The organism is Luteolibacter flavescens, from assembly GCF_025950085.1.
Classification (GTDB): domain Bacteria; phylum Verrucomicrobiota; class Verrucomicrobiia; order Verrucomicrobiales; family Akkermansiaceae; genus Haloferula; species Haloferula flavescens.
Genome location: NZ_JAPDDS010000018.1, coordinates 66,750 through 82,041, shown reverse-complemented (window position 1 = coordinate 82,041; position 15,292 = coordinate 66,750). Strand labels below are relative to the sequence as shown.

Here is a 15,292-nt window from a genome sequence, read left to right as displayed (position 1 = left end):
TTTTTATCTAGGCCAAGTCAAGCGAAAATGCCTACTTTCCGTTAACTTAAATCTACACATCGGACACGATTTTTTTCATGTTTGCGGGGGTGCGCCGGCTTATATAAGCAGAATAAAATCTATTTGACATCCGAGCTTTAATCAAGGCAACTTTAGCGCTATCATCCTTAACATGAAAAATTTGAATTAACCTAGCGAGGTCAGCCCAGTAGTCAGGTAGACTTTTATGATCATGATCGTCACTTGCAATCCCGCGAGCCTGAGATTCAATTTGAAGTAATTTTGAAATTGAATCCCAAGGATTCTCCTTGGGCATATCTGGCATCGCCCTTGTCGATTGCCAACCTTCTTGAAGATAGGCTTTGGCTCTAGCTTCAAATTTCTCATAAATATGGAGACTTCCGACCGAGTGAATATAATTTCCAAGATCTTTGCCGAGAGACCTTGCTACAATCTCTTGTAACATCGTAAAGCAAAATATATCGTGAGGCAACCCCCAAAAGGCATCGTTAGACCGCATGTGTGCGTGCATATCGAGCTTGTTACCTCTCACCATGAACTGAAGCGTACAGGTACAAGGAATCTCCTTCTTTCTCGGTGGCAGGAGATCTGCTGCATCAAAGAGCTGAATCACTGCTCTTCTAGATCCGGGATATTTATCCAGAAGCTCAATTATATTAGTTAGCTGATTTATCGGGCGTCGTCGTCCCGCAGCCTTTTTCGTCAAAAGCCTAGGGCCATACGCGCCAAATATCGTTAGTCCGTCATCTGAATTATTTTTATACTCCTCAACATAAGGGGTTATATCATCGAGACGATTACTCCCGGAGAGATACCAGACAAGCTCACCCAATCCACTGAAAATTTTCCCTCGGGTTTCACTACGGCTGAGCCTTGCTCGAGGATTTGTAAGCTTAAGAAGCGCTCCTCTTATTTCCCGATTGTCACCACGGGAAGCACCGCTGTGAGAAGGACTCTTCAATATTCGAGGATAAACTCGTTGGAGGAGATCATCTAAAGTCTTCGCTACAAGATACACAGGAGAGGAGGTTTTCGAGAGTCAAATCTGATAAACATGTGATGTCGATGATGAATTTCATAATGATGTTACCCATTACTCTATAGCCCCGGTACCACGGTGTCTTGTCTCAGCTCGCACGCGCTCGCAAGGTTTCCCGTCCTTGAACCGTTGAAGGGATTCCCATGAGCCATCCCTTGAAAGCCTGGACCGCCGCCCTTTCCCTTTCGCTGGCGCTGGCCGGCAGCGCCGCCGCGGAGGAGCCCGCCCCCGCCTACGTGCCTCGCGCGCCCCTGGCGAAGCTGGACCTGCACGATGGGGACACCATCGTCTTCCTGGGCGACAGCATCACCCACCAGTGCCTCTACACCCAGTACGTGGAGGACTACTTCTACACCCGCTTCCCCCGGATGAGGCTGCGGCTGCACAATGCGGGCGTGGGCGGCTCCCGCGCCTGGGACGCCCTCCACCGCTTCGACCGGGACGTGGCCGCCTACCAGCCGAAGTACGTGACCGTGCTGCTGGGGATGAATGACGGCCGCTATGCGGAATACCTGGATGACGTCTTCACCGGCTACAGCACGGAGATGGACCGGCTGCTGGAAAAGATCGACGCCTGCGGCGCCACGGCGGTGCTGATGACGCCGACGATGTTCGACGCCCGCGCGAAGCGGATGCAGCCGCCGGGGGGCTTCATGGGGCCGAAGGCGGTCACCTTTTACAATTCCACGCTCGCCTACTACGGCGCGTGGCTGCGGGACACCGCGAGCGAGCGGGGCCTGGGATTTGTGGACATGTGGGGGCCGCTGAATGAGACCACGCTCCGCGAGCGCCGGAAGGACCCGGCATTCACCCTGATCAAGGATTCGGTGCATCCGGACGCGCCGGGCCAGGTGGTCATGGCCGCCGCGATGATCGGGGACCTGGGTCTCCCGCGGATCGTCTCGGAGATGAAATTCAGCCTGCAGGAGGAGCAGTGGACCTCCACCGCGGAGGCCGCGGAGATCACCGGGCTGGAGGGAACGGCGGACGGGCTTTCCTTCACCTCCCTGGAGCGCGCCCTGCCCTGGGTGCTGCCGGCGGACGCCCAGCCCGGGGTCCGCCTGACGGACCTCGGCGGGGAATTCGGCAGGCAGACCTTGACCGTATCCGGCCTCCCTGCCGGCACCTACACCGTGTCCATCGACGGCGCGGAAGTCACCCGCGCGACCCGGGAGGAGCTCCAGACCGGCCTGCCCCTGCATGACCTGGCGAAGACCCCGCAGTATCAACAGGCCGCGCACGTCGCCGAGCTGAACAAGCAGCGCAACGAGGGCCCGGTGAAGACGCTCCGCAACGAGTGGGTCAATTTCCAGCAGGTGAAATTCCTCCAGTCCCAGGTGGAAAAGAATCCTGCCGACGAAGCGGAGAAGCAGCGCCTGGCCGACGCGGAGAAGAAGCTGCCCGGCATGGAAGAGCGGGTGAAGGCAGCCGAGGCCGCCGCCCGGGCGATCGAGGACGATATCTTCAAGAACAACCAGCCCCGCCCGCACCGCTTCGAGATCCGGCCCGTCGGGAAGTGACCATCCCCCCGTCCCCTCCTGGCGGTGATGGCGGCCAATGCGTCGTTTCGCTTGGCAAAGCTCGCGTCCCCGTTCTAAGCCCCGCGCGATGCTTTCCCACGAACCGATCGAATGGCCGGATGAAGTCGAGGTGCTGGTGGATCGCCTGGAGGGTGAATCCGCCGGGCGCACCCTCAGCCGCGAGGAGCGCGCCCTGATGGACGTGTACGAGACCGTGCCGGTGCTGGAGAGCGAGGACGGCCTCCACGGGTTTTGGCAGAGCGCGGTGAATCACCGCCGCGTGATCGATTCCTTCGAGCTCATCGGCGCCACCACCCTGGTCGATCCCATGAAGGCCAGCCAGTGGTGCGAGACCCGCCCGGAAGACCGCCACGACTACAGCGAGACGGAGGAGGAATACCTCTCCACCATCGAGGAAGAACTCTTCGAAGGCATGGACGAGCTGGTCGATATCGTCCTCGCCTTCATCGAGGACGAGTTGGAGTGACGGGGGCGGGCGGGTAGAGCTTTTGACGGCGATGCGGGCCGGAAGAGGTAGCGGGGTGTCTCGGTGCTTCTGCGGGCCAGTGGCTCCGCGCTCCCAGGGAGGGGAAGTGGAATTATTTCCCGAATTTACCAGTTAGAATTCCGGGCCGCGGCGGTTTTAACTGTCCGCGGGATGCAAACCCTCACGCTCTTTGTCAGCTCTCCCGGCGACGTTCGCGATGAACGCCAGGCCGTCGGGAGGATCGTGGAGCGATTGCAGGCGCGCTATTGGAACTTCATCCGGCTGGAGCCGGTGCTGTGGGAAAAGGAGCCGCTGCGGGCGACGGCGCATTTCAATGAGGAGCTGATCCGCCCGTCGGACTGCGATCTCTTCGTCTGCATCCTGTGGTCGCGGCTCGGCTCGCCGCTGCCATCGCAATTCAACCGCAAGGACGGCACGCGCTTCGACTCCGGCACGGAGTGGGAGCTGGAGGAGGCCACCGAGGCCTACGAGGAGCGCGCGGCGGCGGGGAAAGATGGCAAGGACGCGAAGGCGAAGCCGGACATCCTGGTCTATCGCCGCATGAGCGACCCGCCGCCGGGCGGCGACGCGGGGGCGAAGCGGGAGCAGAAGAAGAAGCTGGATGCCTTTTGCGAGCGCTTCTTCTTCAACAAGGACAAGACGATCCGCCGCGCCTTCTCGCCGTATGAGACCACGGACGAATTCATGGCGCTCTTCGAGCAGCACCTGGAGAAGCTGCTGCTGCGCCACATCCGCCTGCAGAGCGGGCTGGCGGAGGATGCCGTGCGGCCGCTGCCGCTGGAGGGCTCGCCCTTCAAGGGGCTGGGCACCTTTGACTTCGAGGATGCGCCGCTCTTCTTCGGCCGGAACCGCCCGATCGCCGAGGCACTGGCAAAGCTGAAGGAAAACCACGCCGCGGGCCACGCCTTCCTGCTCATCTACGGCGGCTCCGGCTACGGGAAGTCCTCGCTGATGCGCGCGGGCCTCGCGCCGCGCCTGACCGCCGATGGCTACCTGCCGGACGTGGGCGAGTGGTGCGGCACCTGCCTGCTGCCGGTGGAGGGCGATTCGCCGCCGCTGGAGACGCTCGCCCGCGCGATCGTCGAGGCCATCCCGGACCTCGGGAAGCTGCGCGATACTTCCGGGAAAGCTGCCTCCGACCCCGCTCTAACGCATTCGAAGAAAAAGCGGAAGGGCCACAAGCCCCAGCCCGCATCTGCCCACTCGCCAAAGTCCGCCGAGCCCGTGTGGGACACCGCGCGGCTGGCGCGCATGCTTGCCAAGCCGGAGGACCTCGTCTTCGCCATCGCCGCCATCGTCGCCGGGCTGGACCGCGTGCGTGCGGGCAAGCCGGCGCACCTGCTCATCCTTATCGACCAGCTCGAGGAAATCTTCACCGCCGGTGACGTGACCGCGGAGATGCGCGACGCGTATTTCCAGGTGCTGGCCGCGCTGGCGATGTCCCGCCGCGTGTGGGTGGTGGCCACGATGCGCAGCGAGTTCTTCCCGCGCGTGCCGGAGCACCGGGATCTCTTCCAGCTCGTGCGCCACGGCGGCGGCTACATCCTCAGCCCGCCGGAGCTGCCGGAGCTGCACCAGATCATCCGCTACCCGGCGCTCGCCGCCGGATTGCAATTCGAGCGGCATCCGGAAACCGGGCGCGATCTCTCCGAGCAGATCTACCAGGACGCCGCGGACGCCCACGATGCGCTGCCGCTGCTGGAATTCACGCTGGAAGAGCTCTACCAGCGCCGCCGCGAGAACGTGCTGGCCTGGGCCGCCTACGAGGAGCTCGGCGGGCTCGCCGGGGCGATCGCGAGGCGCGCGCAGGAGACCTACGATGCGCTACCTTCCGAGACGCGGCGCGAGGCGGCGAAGCAGATCTTCGGCGAGCTGGTCACGCTGGATGCCGCGCATGAAGGGCCCGCCACCCGCCGCCGCGCGAAGCTGGCGGACCTGCGCGAGGTTCACCCGGGGGCTCCGGCTTTCCTCACCGCCTTCATCGAGGCGAAGCTGCTCGTCACCGGCAGCGAGCACGATACCGCCACCGTCACGCTCGCCCACGAGGCGCTGATCACGCACTGGCCGGTGCTGAGGCAGTGGATCGAGGACCACCGGGACCTGCTGCTCGCCCGCCGCAGGCTGGAGGACTCGACGCGGCTGTGGACGGATGGCAATCGCTCGCCGCGGTTCTTTCTGACGGAAGGCCGCCTCGCCGAGGCCGAGCGCGTCGCCACCAGCGGGGTCTTCCGCCTGGGCGATGACGAGAATGAACTCGTGCGACTCTCCCGCCTCCGGGCGCGGAGAAAGCTGCGGATTTTCCAAGGAGCCACCGCCGTCTTCGCCGTGCTCGCGGTGGGTGCCGGAGCGCTGGGCGTGGTGGCGCGGAACAAGCAGCGGCAGGCGGAAGTGGCCGAGGACAAGGCGAATGCCTCCGCCGCCGAGACGCGCCGCTCGCTCGCCGCGGCAGACTTCGACTCCGGGGCCGCACGCGTCGCTGCAGGTGCGCCGGATGAAGCGCTGCCCTACCTGCTCGCCTCGCTGGAGAGCGATCCTGCGAATCTGGACGCCCAGGCCCTGCTCCTAGAGACGCTGCGCCACACGGCATGGAATTTCCCGGAGATCACGCTGAAGCACCCGCAGCCGGTGCGCATGCTTTCCTTTGGCGCGGACCGCGACACGCTCTTCGCCGCCACCGACACCAGCTCCAGCGCCGAGGGCTTCAATACCACGCTGCGCTGGGACCTCGCAAAGCCGGCGATCTCCTCGATGCTGGCCCCGCACTGGGGCGAGATCACGTTGACGCTGTCCACCTCGCCCGTCGGGAAGCACGTGCTCATCCAGCGCGGCTACAAGGCTGCCGACGATACTTTCCTCTGCGATGGGGAAACGATGCAGGTAATCGCGCGGCTGCCCGTGACGAAGGCGCATCCGGTTCCGGCCACCTGCTTCGCGTGGTCGCCGGACGGGGCCTTGTTCGCCTATCCCGCGGATCCGGATCCGGGCAGCCCGGGCGCGGACTCGCATTTCACCTGGCGCATCATCGACGCCACCACCGGCCAGACCGTGCGGGAGTCGGAAGCCCTTCCGAAATCATCCGCGGCACCCATCGCCGCCCAGCTCGACCGCACCCGGCTGCGCGCCGTCGCCGCGGACGGGGCATTCCTGGAAATGCCCATCCGTCCGGACGCGCCGACACGGCACGAGAAGATCGAGCCGGAGTTCGACTTCGCGATCTTCAGCCCGGACGGCGAGCGCATGCTTGCGGCCATCCCGGGCGATGAATTCACGAAGCCCAGCCACGCGATCGTCGAGTTCCGCGAGGATACCGGGAAATTCGACACCCATCTGCGCGACGTGACCGCGGAGGATGGCTGGGCGGCACCCGCCGCGCTTGCGGAGCGCTTTCCGTGGTCCTCCTGGGACTCGCCTTTCTGGAAAGGGATGTATGCCGCCTCCGATGGCATCACCCCGCCGCTGCTGGCCACGGGATCGCTGCTGGAAATCTCCGGCGCAGGCGCGGCCCGCATGCCGGTGCGTGCCGGGTCGAAGATCGAGGCCGTGGCTTCATCCGGCAGCCGCCTGGCCGTGGGCTCCGCATCGGGTGAGCTGACGATCTACGAAGTGCTCGCCCCGCTCGGCCACCAGCTCCCTCCCGCGACGGAGCAGGCCGGGGACGAGGGCGAATCCGGCTGGATGACCGCCGGGGAAAACGCGACCTACCGCATTCAATCACGCGGCCGCGACTGGCGGCTGAGGACGAAGGAAGGCGACCACGTCACCGCGCTCCAGCGGCACCCCGGCTGGATGTATACCACCGATGTCGCCCTGCCCTCCGATGGAGCCTTCACCGTGCAGGCCGGATTCAGCGCCGGCTCCGGTGGTTACTCCGCCGCGGGCATGGTGGTGTGCGACACGACCACGGGGGAAATCCTCTCCGATCTCGAGCCGGTCTCGGAAATCCGCGGCGTGAGCTTCCTCGGCGACCGCCACCGGGTGGCGGCGATGGGGGCCATGGAAGTCATCATCGCTGACGTGGACAAGGGTGGCTTCCGCCGCGTGGCCACGCTGCCTGTCGTCGATGCCCGTGCGCTGCACCACATCGCCGGGCGGGACCTGCTGGCGGTCGCGACGGTGGACTCCGTGCGCGTGTTCGATGCGCGCGATTTCTCACCTGTCATGACGCTGCCGCTCGCGCAAGCGTCCGGTGCCCGTGACGAGAGCTGGGATCAGGCAACCTCACCGGCGATGTGGGCCTACGACGCGAGCCGCGACTGGCTCGCCTACCACCGCGGAACCCTGCTGCACGCCTGGTCCCTGCGATCCGGCAGGCAGCTCGTGGGCGGTTTCACCCTGCCCTCCGCGAATGTCAGCCACGGCTTCACTGAAAGGGACGGGATGGTCGGGCTCGCACTCACCGGCGCGGTCGAGGCCTTCGTGCCGCTCGCCCGGCTGGGGGGACTGGATGCCTCGCAGCTCGCCACCTTGCGCGCGTTTTCCGAGACCGTCGCGGGCACACGCTTCGCCGATGGGTCACGCGCGCTCGCCTCGATGCCGTCCGCGAAACGCCACGAACTCGCGAAGTCGATGGATGCCGCCGCCGCGGAATCCCTGCTGCCCGGGGCGAAGGACCTGCTGGCCAAGCTGGCCGCGCACCCTCCCCGCGCCAGCACCCCGGCCACGTGGGAGCCGGTGTGGCAGCGGTTGACGCTGGGCAAGGGGGAAAGCCAGCGCATCGCCCGCTGGGCCGCCGATCTCGGCACGGATCACCCGTGGTTCCGCAGCTATGTCCGCGGTCTCATCGCTCGATCCGACGATGCCTTCTTCACCTGGCTGCGCGGCGAAACCCCGGCGGGCCACGAGGAAAATCACGAGGACCCGCTGCCGAATGATCCTGAGATCGGCCACCTTCACCGGCTGGCCGGGGACCCGGCCGCCACCACCGAACTCAAGCGCGCCGCCTGGCAGGTCCTCCGGATTTCCCGGGCTGGCAAGACGCTGGTGACGGAAAGCGATCCTGAGGAATTCCCGGGCATCGATTTCGCCGCGCTGGAAAAACTCGATCCCGCCACGCTGGCAGCGCTGCGCAAGGCCCTCGATGAGGGCGAGCAGAGCGACTGGCGGATCAAGCTGATCGACGATGAACTCGGTCGCCAGCCCGCCGCCGTGGCGCTGCTGGATGGCCACGTGGCATCCACCTTGGCCACCTGGGACGCGGAGAATACCCCTGAACACGCCATCGCCCATGCCGAGGCGCTGGCCCTCCGCGGCGAGGTGACGAAGGCCGCGGAATTCCTCGCCGGGAAGATCCCGGACGATGCCGCCCTGACGCTGGAGCAGGCGCATTTCCTCATCGCTTCGCGCCTCGCATCCGCCTGCCCGGTGGCAGTGGAGCGTTCGCTGGAGGCGCTCGGCTCGCCATGGCTGCGGGCGGCATGGGTGGCCATGCCTTCCGATGAGCCGCTGGCGGAAAAGGTGGCCCGCACGATGACCGCGGTGGCGGGCGAGGGCCCCGCCGCGATCGCCGCGATGCAGGCAGCCCTGCGGGCAAACGACCCCGCCGCACTGGTAGCAGCACTGGGCATGGCGAAGGACCTGCCGGGGCCCGTCCGCGAATACGCCACGGCCCGCACCTACTGGGCAGAAGGGAAAAAGGCGGAGGTCTTCGCCATGTGGCCGGAGGTGCCGGACTTCGGAGCGCTCGAGTCCGGGAGCGATTGGCATGGCTGGGAGTCCCTGATGGGCTACGAGGAAACCAATGCCTTCCTCGATGAGATCGACCGGATGGCCGCGACGCTCCATGCCGCGCCCGACGCCAGCGTGGAAGATCTCACCGTCCTCGGCGAATTGCTTCTTCAGAAGGAAACCACCGCCGACTTCGGCGTGAAGCGCGTCCGCGATGCACTGGTGACCTGCGCGCTCGCGCTGGCGGACGACGCGGGCTCGGCGGACCTCGTGACCCGGATGGTCGATCACGCGCGGCTCGCCGGGGCATCGCACCCGGACTGCCTGCGGATCGAGGCCCGCTCCTTCATGGCGCAGGGGGATTTCACCGCTGCCTACGCCCGATGGCTGCTGCTCATCGACAGCGAACGCGGTGAGATCGTCCCGAATGACTACCTCTATGCCGCCCAGTGCGTGTTGGAGGACATGCAGGATGTTGCGGCGATCGAGCTGCTGAACCGCGGCAAGGCGCGCTTCGCCGCCGATGTGGACTTCGCCTACGACTCCGCCTGGCTGCTGCTCACCACGGCGCACCCGGAGGAAGCCGGCATCATGCTGGAGCACGGCTTCAAGATCCCCTTCACCGAGGACCAGACACAGACCGCCACGGCCATGCTCGTCTGCGCCGCCGAGCAGACCGGCCGCACCGAGCGTGCCGACGAGGCATTCCAGGACCTCATCATCCTGAGCCCCGAGTGGGGTGAGGAAAAGAGCGTCGAGTCCCTTGAGTGGCCCGATGACCTCACCCAGATCTTGCTCTCGGTGGCAAAGCGCAGCCGCGGGGAAGCCGAGCCGGAAGAAGCCGCACCGAAGGCCATCGAGATCCCCGAAGAGGACGGGGACAGCGGGATGGACGAGCTTCCGTATCCGGACGATCTCTCCAACCCTGACGATCTTCCCGACCCGGACAAGTTCCCCGGCATCGAAGACTGACAGCCGCTCCTCAGCGGGAGCGCGGCCCGCCCTTTCGCATCAGCAGCAGGAGCACGGCCATCGCACCGGCCAGCAGGAAGAGCGGCGAGGGCTCGGGCACGGCGGTCGCCTTCACCTCGGGGATCGGGTCGCCGATCCCGGGGCCCTGCGTGGCATGGGCCACGGACAGGATGAGCAGATTCACCGCGGCCAAGGCTCTGCGGCAGGCATTCGAGATCTTCATGGCACCGGGGGGATCGGAAAAGCCGTGAAGGGAATCACCTCCAGAGCGGGGCGTGGCATAGCAGGCTTTGAAGGGCGGAACAAGCTGCAAATCGCAGCACTGCCCGTACCACACCAGCACCAAGCGCACACATGAATGCCACTTTCCAGAAAACGAAATGATCGGATTGCCTCCCGCCGCCGCGTATCCCGCGGGATGAAAACCCTGATCGATCTTCCTACTTCCCTGCATCAGAGGGCGCACTGCCGCGCCTCCGAGCAGGGCGTTACGCTGGCCGAGGTGGTGGTGGAGGCCCTTGAGAAGGAACTTTCGCCCTCGCGGACCACCGCGCGCACGGCCCACGACCGGCACTTCGAGATCGATAGCTTCGGCGTCCCGCTGCTCCGCCGCATCCCGGGCGACACCACGGTGGTGACCGCCGCCTTCATCGAGCGGTTGCGCGACCAGCAGGGCATATGATCCGGCTCGCCGATGTCCCGGTGCTGATTGCGCTGGCCGACCCGCGCCATGAGCACCACGTAGCGGCACGGCGCTGGCTGGCAGCGCGTCCGACGATGGGGCTCGCCACCTGCCCGATCACGGAAAGCGGCTTCCTCCGCATCTACGGCCATCCCTCCTACCCGCATGGTCCGGGCTCGCCGGAGAAAGCCCTGCTCGACCTGAAGGCCTACCGCGCACGCCGCGGTCATCATTTCCTGCCCTGCGACCTGTCATTCGACGATCCGCTCCTGACCTCGCTTGCAGGACTCACGCCGCAGCGCCTGACCGACGTGTATCTAGTGGCGCTGGCGCTGAAGTACGGGATCCGCTTTGCGACTTTCGACGCAGGCATACCCACGCGGTTGGTCGCCCGCGGATCGGAAGCGGTGGACGTGATCCCGGTGTGACTCCGCAGGGGCGCGGTCAGAACATCTCTTCCAGCCGCTTGCGATCGACGTTTTGCTTTCGCTCGGCGTTCTTCTCGCCCATCAGGACGAAGACCCAGTCATCGTCGCTCCAGCGGGCGGCGGTCCAGGTGCCGTGCTTGCCAAAGGTCGGCTGTCCGACCGCGGACAGCTTGCACTTCACATCGCAGCGCTTGAAGACCATGAGGTGGACCTCGTCATTCTCTTGGCGGAAGCAGACCAGAGCGCCCTTTTTCCCCTCGATCTCGATCTCGCGGCAGCCGAGTCCCGGGATCTTCTTCAGACCCTCGGGCAGGCAGCGGTTCGGGCAAGGCAGCTTGGCCGCCTTGATGTGGTCGAAGAGCAGGTGATGGTCCGGATTGTTCAGGTCGAGCCGCAGGCCCGAGGTCTCGAAGGTCTTGATGAAGCCCTCCTCCACCCGGCTGATCGGCAGCGAGGCGGATACCGGGACGATGTTTCCGGAGCCGACGTACGGCACCCCGTCGGACACGAGGTTGGCATCCACTTCGCCACCCGGCCGGCTGGCCATGAAGGCGAGCGCGATGCCCGCGGCCGCGGCGGCTGGCAGGCCGAAATTCCACCACCGGCGCGCCCTGACCGGCTCGGCCGCGGTGCGCTCCATGGCGGAAAGGATCTCCCCGCGCAGGGCACGCGGCGGCTGGATGCCCGCCATCGCCCCGATGACCGAGACGTCGAACTTGTCCGGATACACTGCCGCATCCCCGCGCTCCATGGCGAGGCCGACGAGGATTTCCTCCCGCAGCATCGGCGGGATGGTCACCGCATTCAGCGCGGTGGCGAAACCGGCGTCGCTCGCCCGCTCACGGGCCAGCCACTCGCCGAGTTCGCGATCCTTCGCCGCCCAGGCCAGCGCCTCGGCGAAATCCGGGTTCTCCGCGTCCGCTCCATCGGGGCGGAAGCAACGGAGGATAAAGCGTGCTTCCTCCTTATCCATGGCTTGATCTCAGGGCCTCAGGTTGCAGTTGAAGAATGTTTTTCGGAGCGCTGGAAGGCTCCGCGGTCATCCGGCGGCGGAGCATGTCCTTTGCCCGTGAGATGCGGGACATCACCGTGCCGATCGGCACGTCGAGGATCTCGGCGATCTCCTTGTAACTATGCTGTTGCAGGTAAAACAGTGCGAGCGGTGCGCGGAAGGTTTCGTCAAGGTCGCCCAGCAGCTCGAGCGCGCGCTGGCCGTCCATCTGGCGCTCGGTGTCGTCTTCCTCCGAGCACATCCTGCCCGCCACGGCCTCGGTCAGTTCCTCGTCGGTATAGCGTTTCGCCTTGCGGGCGAGGGCGAGGAATTCGCGGTGCAGGGTGGTGAAGAGCCAGGTCTTCGCCTTGTCCCGCTCCTTGAGCTGGTGCCCCTTCTGGGCCCAGATGCAAAAGGTCTGCTGGACGAGGTCAGCCGCGGTGTCCGCGTTTTTCGATAGCGACATCGCGAAGCGGTAGAGCGCTTCGTAATGGGCATCGACGAGTTGTTCGAATTCCGACATCAGACGTTTCTTGGAGAATGCCTCATGGAGGTTATTCCGCAATTTTCCATCGCCCACCCGCAGCCTCTTGTCCAGCTTGCCGGAATGAAGCGCCTCATCCTGCCCCTGCTTTTCACCGCCGCGGCGTCCGCGGACGAAGGATTCACGATCAAGGCCACCACCGAACCGACAACGGTCCAGGTGGAGCTGGATGGCAAGCCCTTCACCGCCTTTCACACGGACTCTAAGGTGCCCTATCTCTACCCGCTCCTGTCCGAGTCCGGTGCGACGCTGAGCCGCCGCTGGCCGATGGATGACAGCGCGAAGGGAGAAGAGCGCGACCACCCGCACCACCGGTCCTTCTGGATGAGCCACGGCGAGGTGAACGGCCACGACTTCTGGGCCTTCCAATTCGGCAAGGACCCGCGGATCGAGACGAAGAAGGTCCACGGGATGAAGAACGACTCCTTCACCGTGGACCTCGCGTGGACCGCGGGCGGCAAGACCCACCTGACCGAGGAGCGCACGTATTCCTTCAAGAAGCTGGACGACAAGACCACGCTGATCGGCGTCTCATCGAAGCTCACCGCGGCGGATGGCGACGCGAAATTCGGCGATACGAAGGAGGGCTTCTTCGCCCTGCGCGTGGACCGCACCCTGCGCCAGAAGGGCGCCCAGGCGAAGGGCCACATCGCCGACTCCGAGGGCCGGAAGGACAACGACTGCTGGGGCAAGCGCTCGAAGTGGGTGGCCTTCACCGGCCCGGATGAAAAGGACGAGCCCGCGGTGCTCGCGATCTTCGACCACCCGTCGAATCTCCGCTTTCCCACCTGGTGGCACGCCCGCGACTACGGCCTGCTGGCGGCAAATCCCTTCGGCATCCACGACTTCGAGAAGAAGGATGACAAGCACCTCGGCGATCATGTCTTGAAGAAAGGCGAGTCGATGACATTCCGTTATGGCGTGGTCCTCCACCACGGCAGCCTGGAATCCGCCAGGCTGGCCGACCACTGGACCGACTTCTCGCAGACGCCATGAACCGCCGCTTTTTCCTCCATACCTCGGCCTTCGCCGGCACGTGGTCGATGCTCTCACCGCTGGCCCGCGCCCAAGGGGCGAACGAGGACCTGCGCCTGGCCGTGATCGGCTTCAAGGGCCGGGGGATGAACCACATCGACAACGCCCTGAAGACGAAGGGCGTCCGCCTCGTCGCGCTCTGCGACTGCGACGCGAAGGTGCTGGCCGCAGGAAAGGACAAGCTGGAGAAGCAGAACGTCAAGGTCGCGACCTACGAGGACTATCGCAAGCTGTGCGAGGCGAAGGACATCGACGCCGTGGTGATCGCCACGCCGAACCACACCCACGCGCTGATCGCCGTGACCGCCGCGGCGAATGGCAAGCACGTCTATGTGGAGAAGCCCGTCTCGCACAACGTGTGGGAAGGCCGCGTGCTCGCCGACGCGCAGGCGAAGTATGGGAAGATCATCCACCACGGCTTCCAGCGCCGCTCGGAGACCTCTTGGGCCGAGGCATTCGCGTGGCTGAAAGAGGGGAATCTCGGCAAGCTGAAGCTCGCACGCGGCTTTTGCTACAAGCCCCGCCCGTCCATCGGCAAGGTGAACGGCCCGCAGAAGCCGCCCGCCGAGGTGAACTACGACCTGTGGTGCGGCCCGCGCCCGACCGACCCGCCGCGCCGGAAGCAATTCCACTACGACTGGCACTGGCAGTCCCCGTATGGCAACGGCGACCTGGGCAACCAGGGACCACACCAGCTCGACGTCTGCCGCTGGGCGCTGGGCGACCCGAAGGAATTGCCGCCGACCGTGCTGTCCTGCGGCGGCCGCTTCGCCCACGATGACGATGGCGACGTGGCAAACACGCAGGTCGTCTTCCTCGGCTACCACCCCGTGCCGATCGTCTTCGAGGTGCGCGGCTTGCCCAAAAAGGGCGTGGATTTCAAATCGGGCATGGACTCCTACAAGGGCCAACAGGTGGGAAACCTGATCGAGTACGAGGGCGGCTGGCTTTCCGGCGGCCACGACGGGAAGTGCCAGATGTTTGACACCGAGGGTAAGCAGCTCCGGTCCTTCCAGGGCGGGCGCTCGCACTTCGGCACCTGGGTGGACGCCATCCGCGCCGGGAAACAGGACGCGCGCCACTCCGCCGAGAATGGCCACCTCTCGTCCGCGCTGGCCCACATCGGGAACATCTCCTGGGACCTCGGCACCCCCGCCTCGCCGGGCGAGGTGAAGGAGGCCTTCTCAAACGCCGCAGCCGCCGAGGCCGTGGAGCGCATGGCCGCCCACCTCGCGGCGAACAACGTAGACCTGGCCAAGCAGAAGATCCGCCTGGGAGCCTCCCTCGCCATGAGCGGCGAGAAATTCACCGGCACCCATGCGGACAAGGCGAATGCCCTGCTGAAGGGCAGCTACCGGACGGGATTCGAGCTGCCGGTCTGAGGCCGGTAGACTTCCCGCCGGATCCTCGCCACGTCCACGGTCTCAAGGTATTCCCGGATATTCGGGAAGACCTTGGCGTGGTGGCCGTGGGCCTCGTCAGTCAGCTCGGCAATGGCCCGCTCCCGCGACCAATCCTGCACGACCATGCGATACATCGCGATGACCACCCCGGTGCGGTCCGCCCCGTGGAAGCAGTGGACCAGCAGCGGCTTCTCCGCGGACACCATGATCCGCAGCGCCTCCACGATGTCCTCGTCGCGGATCTCGCCGGCCCTCATGCGGACGTGATGGAGCTTCAGGCTTTTGCCCGCCTCTTCCTTGTCCGAGTGCCAGCGGCGCAGGCACAGCACCTCGCCGATCCCCTCCTTCTGTAAGTCGCGGAAATGCGAACGCCCGGGCTGGCCGGACCGCCACACCTTCTCATCCACCCGGTGCAGGTTCGGCGTGCCGGCGCATGAGGCGAGCAGCAGCGCCACGGCCAGGGCAATCGGGGCTTTCCGAATCAT

At 65.4% G+C, this 15,292-nt stretch carries 12 protein-coding genes; 7 read left to right on the top strand and 5 right to left on the bottom strand.

The window, feature by feature from the left end; all coding sequences use genetic code 11:
* Window positions 1–52 precede the first annotated feature (52 nt).
* Entirely contained in the window at window positions 53–982 is a 930-nt protein-coding gene (locus OKA04_RS22455; protein WP_264503467.1) for a thymidylate synthase, read from the bottom strand.
* Between the two features lie 221 nt (window positions 983–1,203).
* Between OKA04_RS22455 and OKA04_RS22450 the strand changes: the two genes are divergently transcribed.
* The 3 genes from OKA04_RS22450 (at window position 1,204) to OKA04_RS22440 (ending at window position 9,724) form a co-directional block, all read left to right on the top strand.
* Window positions 1,204–2,580, top strand: a complete 1,377-nt coding sequence (locus OKA04_RS22450; RefSeq protein ID WP_264503466.1) for an SGNH/GDSL hydrolase family protein — start codon at window positions 1,204–1,206, stop codon at window positions 2,578–2,580.
* Between the two features lie 88 nt (window positions 2,581–2,668).
* Window positions 2,669–3,067: a hypothetical protein gene (locus OKA04_RS22445; RefSeq protein ID WP_264503465.1), complete on the top strand. Its 399-nt coding sequence runs from the start codon at window positions 2,669–2,671 to the stop codon at window positions 3,065–3,067.
* A 171-nt stretch (window positions 3,068–3,238) separates the two neighbouring features.
* Window positions 3,239–9,724, top strand: coding sequence for an nSTAND1 domain-containing NTPase (locus OKA04_RS22440; protein WP_264503464.1), 6,486 nt, complete (start codon window positions 3,239–3,241; stop codon window positions 9,722–9,724).
* 10 nt (window positions 9,725–9,734) lie between these two features.
* Here OKA04_RS22440 and OKA04_RS22435 read toward each other — a convergent pair whose 3' ends face one another.
* On the bottom strand, window positions 9,735–9,947 hold the full coding sequence (locus OKA04_RS22435; RefSeq protein ID WP_264503463.1) for a PEP-CTERM sorting domain-containing protein: 213 nt from the start codon (window positions 9,945–9,947) through the stop codon (window positions 9,735–9,737).
* 195 nt (window positions 9,948–10,142) lie between these two features.
* Here OKA04_RS22435 and OKA04_RS22430 point away from each other — a divergent pair, with 195 nt between their 5' ends.
* Window positions 10,143–10,406, top strand: coding sequence for a type II toxin-antitoxin system HicB family antitoxin (locus OKA04_RS22430; RefSeq protein ID WP_264503462.1), 264 nt, complete (start codon window positions 10,143–10,145; stop codon window positions 10,404–10,406).
* The gene (locus tag OKA04_RS22425; protein ID WP_264503461.1) at window positions 10,403–10,834 is read left to right on the top strand and encodes a TA system VapC family ribonuclease toxin; all 432 of its coding nucleotides are present in this window, start codon (window positions 10,403–10,405) and stop codon (window positions 10,832–10,834) included. Before OKA04_RS22430 ends, OKA04_RS22425 begins: the two co-directional genes overlap by 4 nt.
* 16 nt (window positions 10,835–10,850) lie before the next feature.
* Here the strand turns inward: OKA04_RS22425 and OKA04_RS22420 are convergent, their stop codons facing one another.
* On the bottom strand, window positions 10,851–11,807 hold the full coding sequence (locus OKA04_RS22420) for a hypothetical protein (RefSeq protein WP_264503460.1): 957 nt from the start codon (window positions 11,805–11,807) through the stop codon (window positions 10,851–10,853).
* Window positions 11,800–12,348, bottom strand: coding sequence for an RNA polymerase sigma factor (locus OKA04_RS22415; RefSeq protein ID WP_264503459.1), 549 nt, complete (start codon window positions 12,346–12,348; stop codon window positions 11,800–11,802). Before OKA04_RS22415 ends, OKA04_RS22420 begins: the two co-directional genes overlap by 8 nt.
* A gap of 84 nt (window positions 12,349–12,432) precedes the next feature.
* Here OKA04_RS22415 and OKA04_RS22410 point away from each other — a divergent pair, with 84 nt between their 5' ends.
* Window positions 12,433–13,365 carry a DUF6807 domain-containing protein gene (locus tag OKA04_RS22410; protein WP_264503458.1) on the top strand — a complete coding sequence of 311 codons (933 nt, stop codon included), beginning with the start codon at window positions 12,433–12,435 and terminating at the stop codon, window positions 13,363–13,365.
* A complete protein-coding gene (locus tag OKA04_RS22405; protein WP_264503457.1) occupies window positions 13,362–14,786 on the top strand; it encodes a Gfo/Idh/MocA family protein in 1,425 nt (474 codons plus the stop codon). Before OKA04_RS22410 ends, OKA04_RS22405 begins: the two co-directional genes overlap by 4 nt.
* On the opposite strand, the gene OKA04_RS22400 is transcribed toward OKA04_RS22405, so the two are convergent.
* Window positions 14,756–15,292 (bottom strand): phosphatase domain-containing putative toxin, encoded by a 537-nt coding sequence (locus OKA04_RS22400; RefSeq protein WP_264503456.1) that lies wholly within the window; start codon window positions 15,290–15,292, stop codon window positions 14,756–14,758. The genes OKA04_RS22405 and OKA04_RS22400 overlap by 31 nt on opposite strands.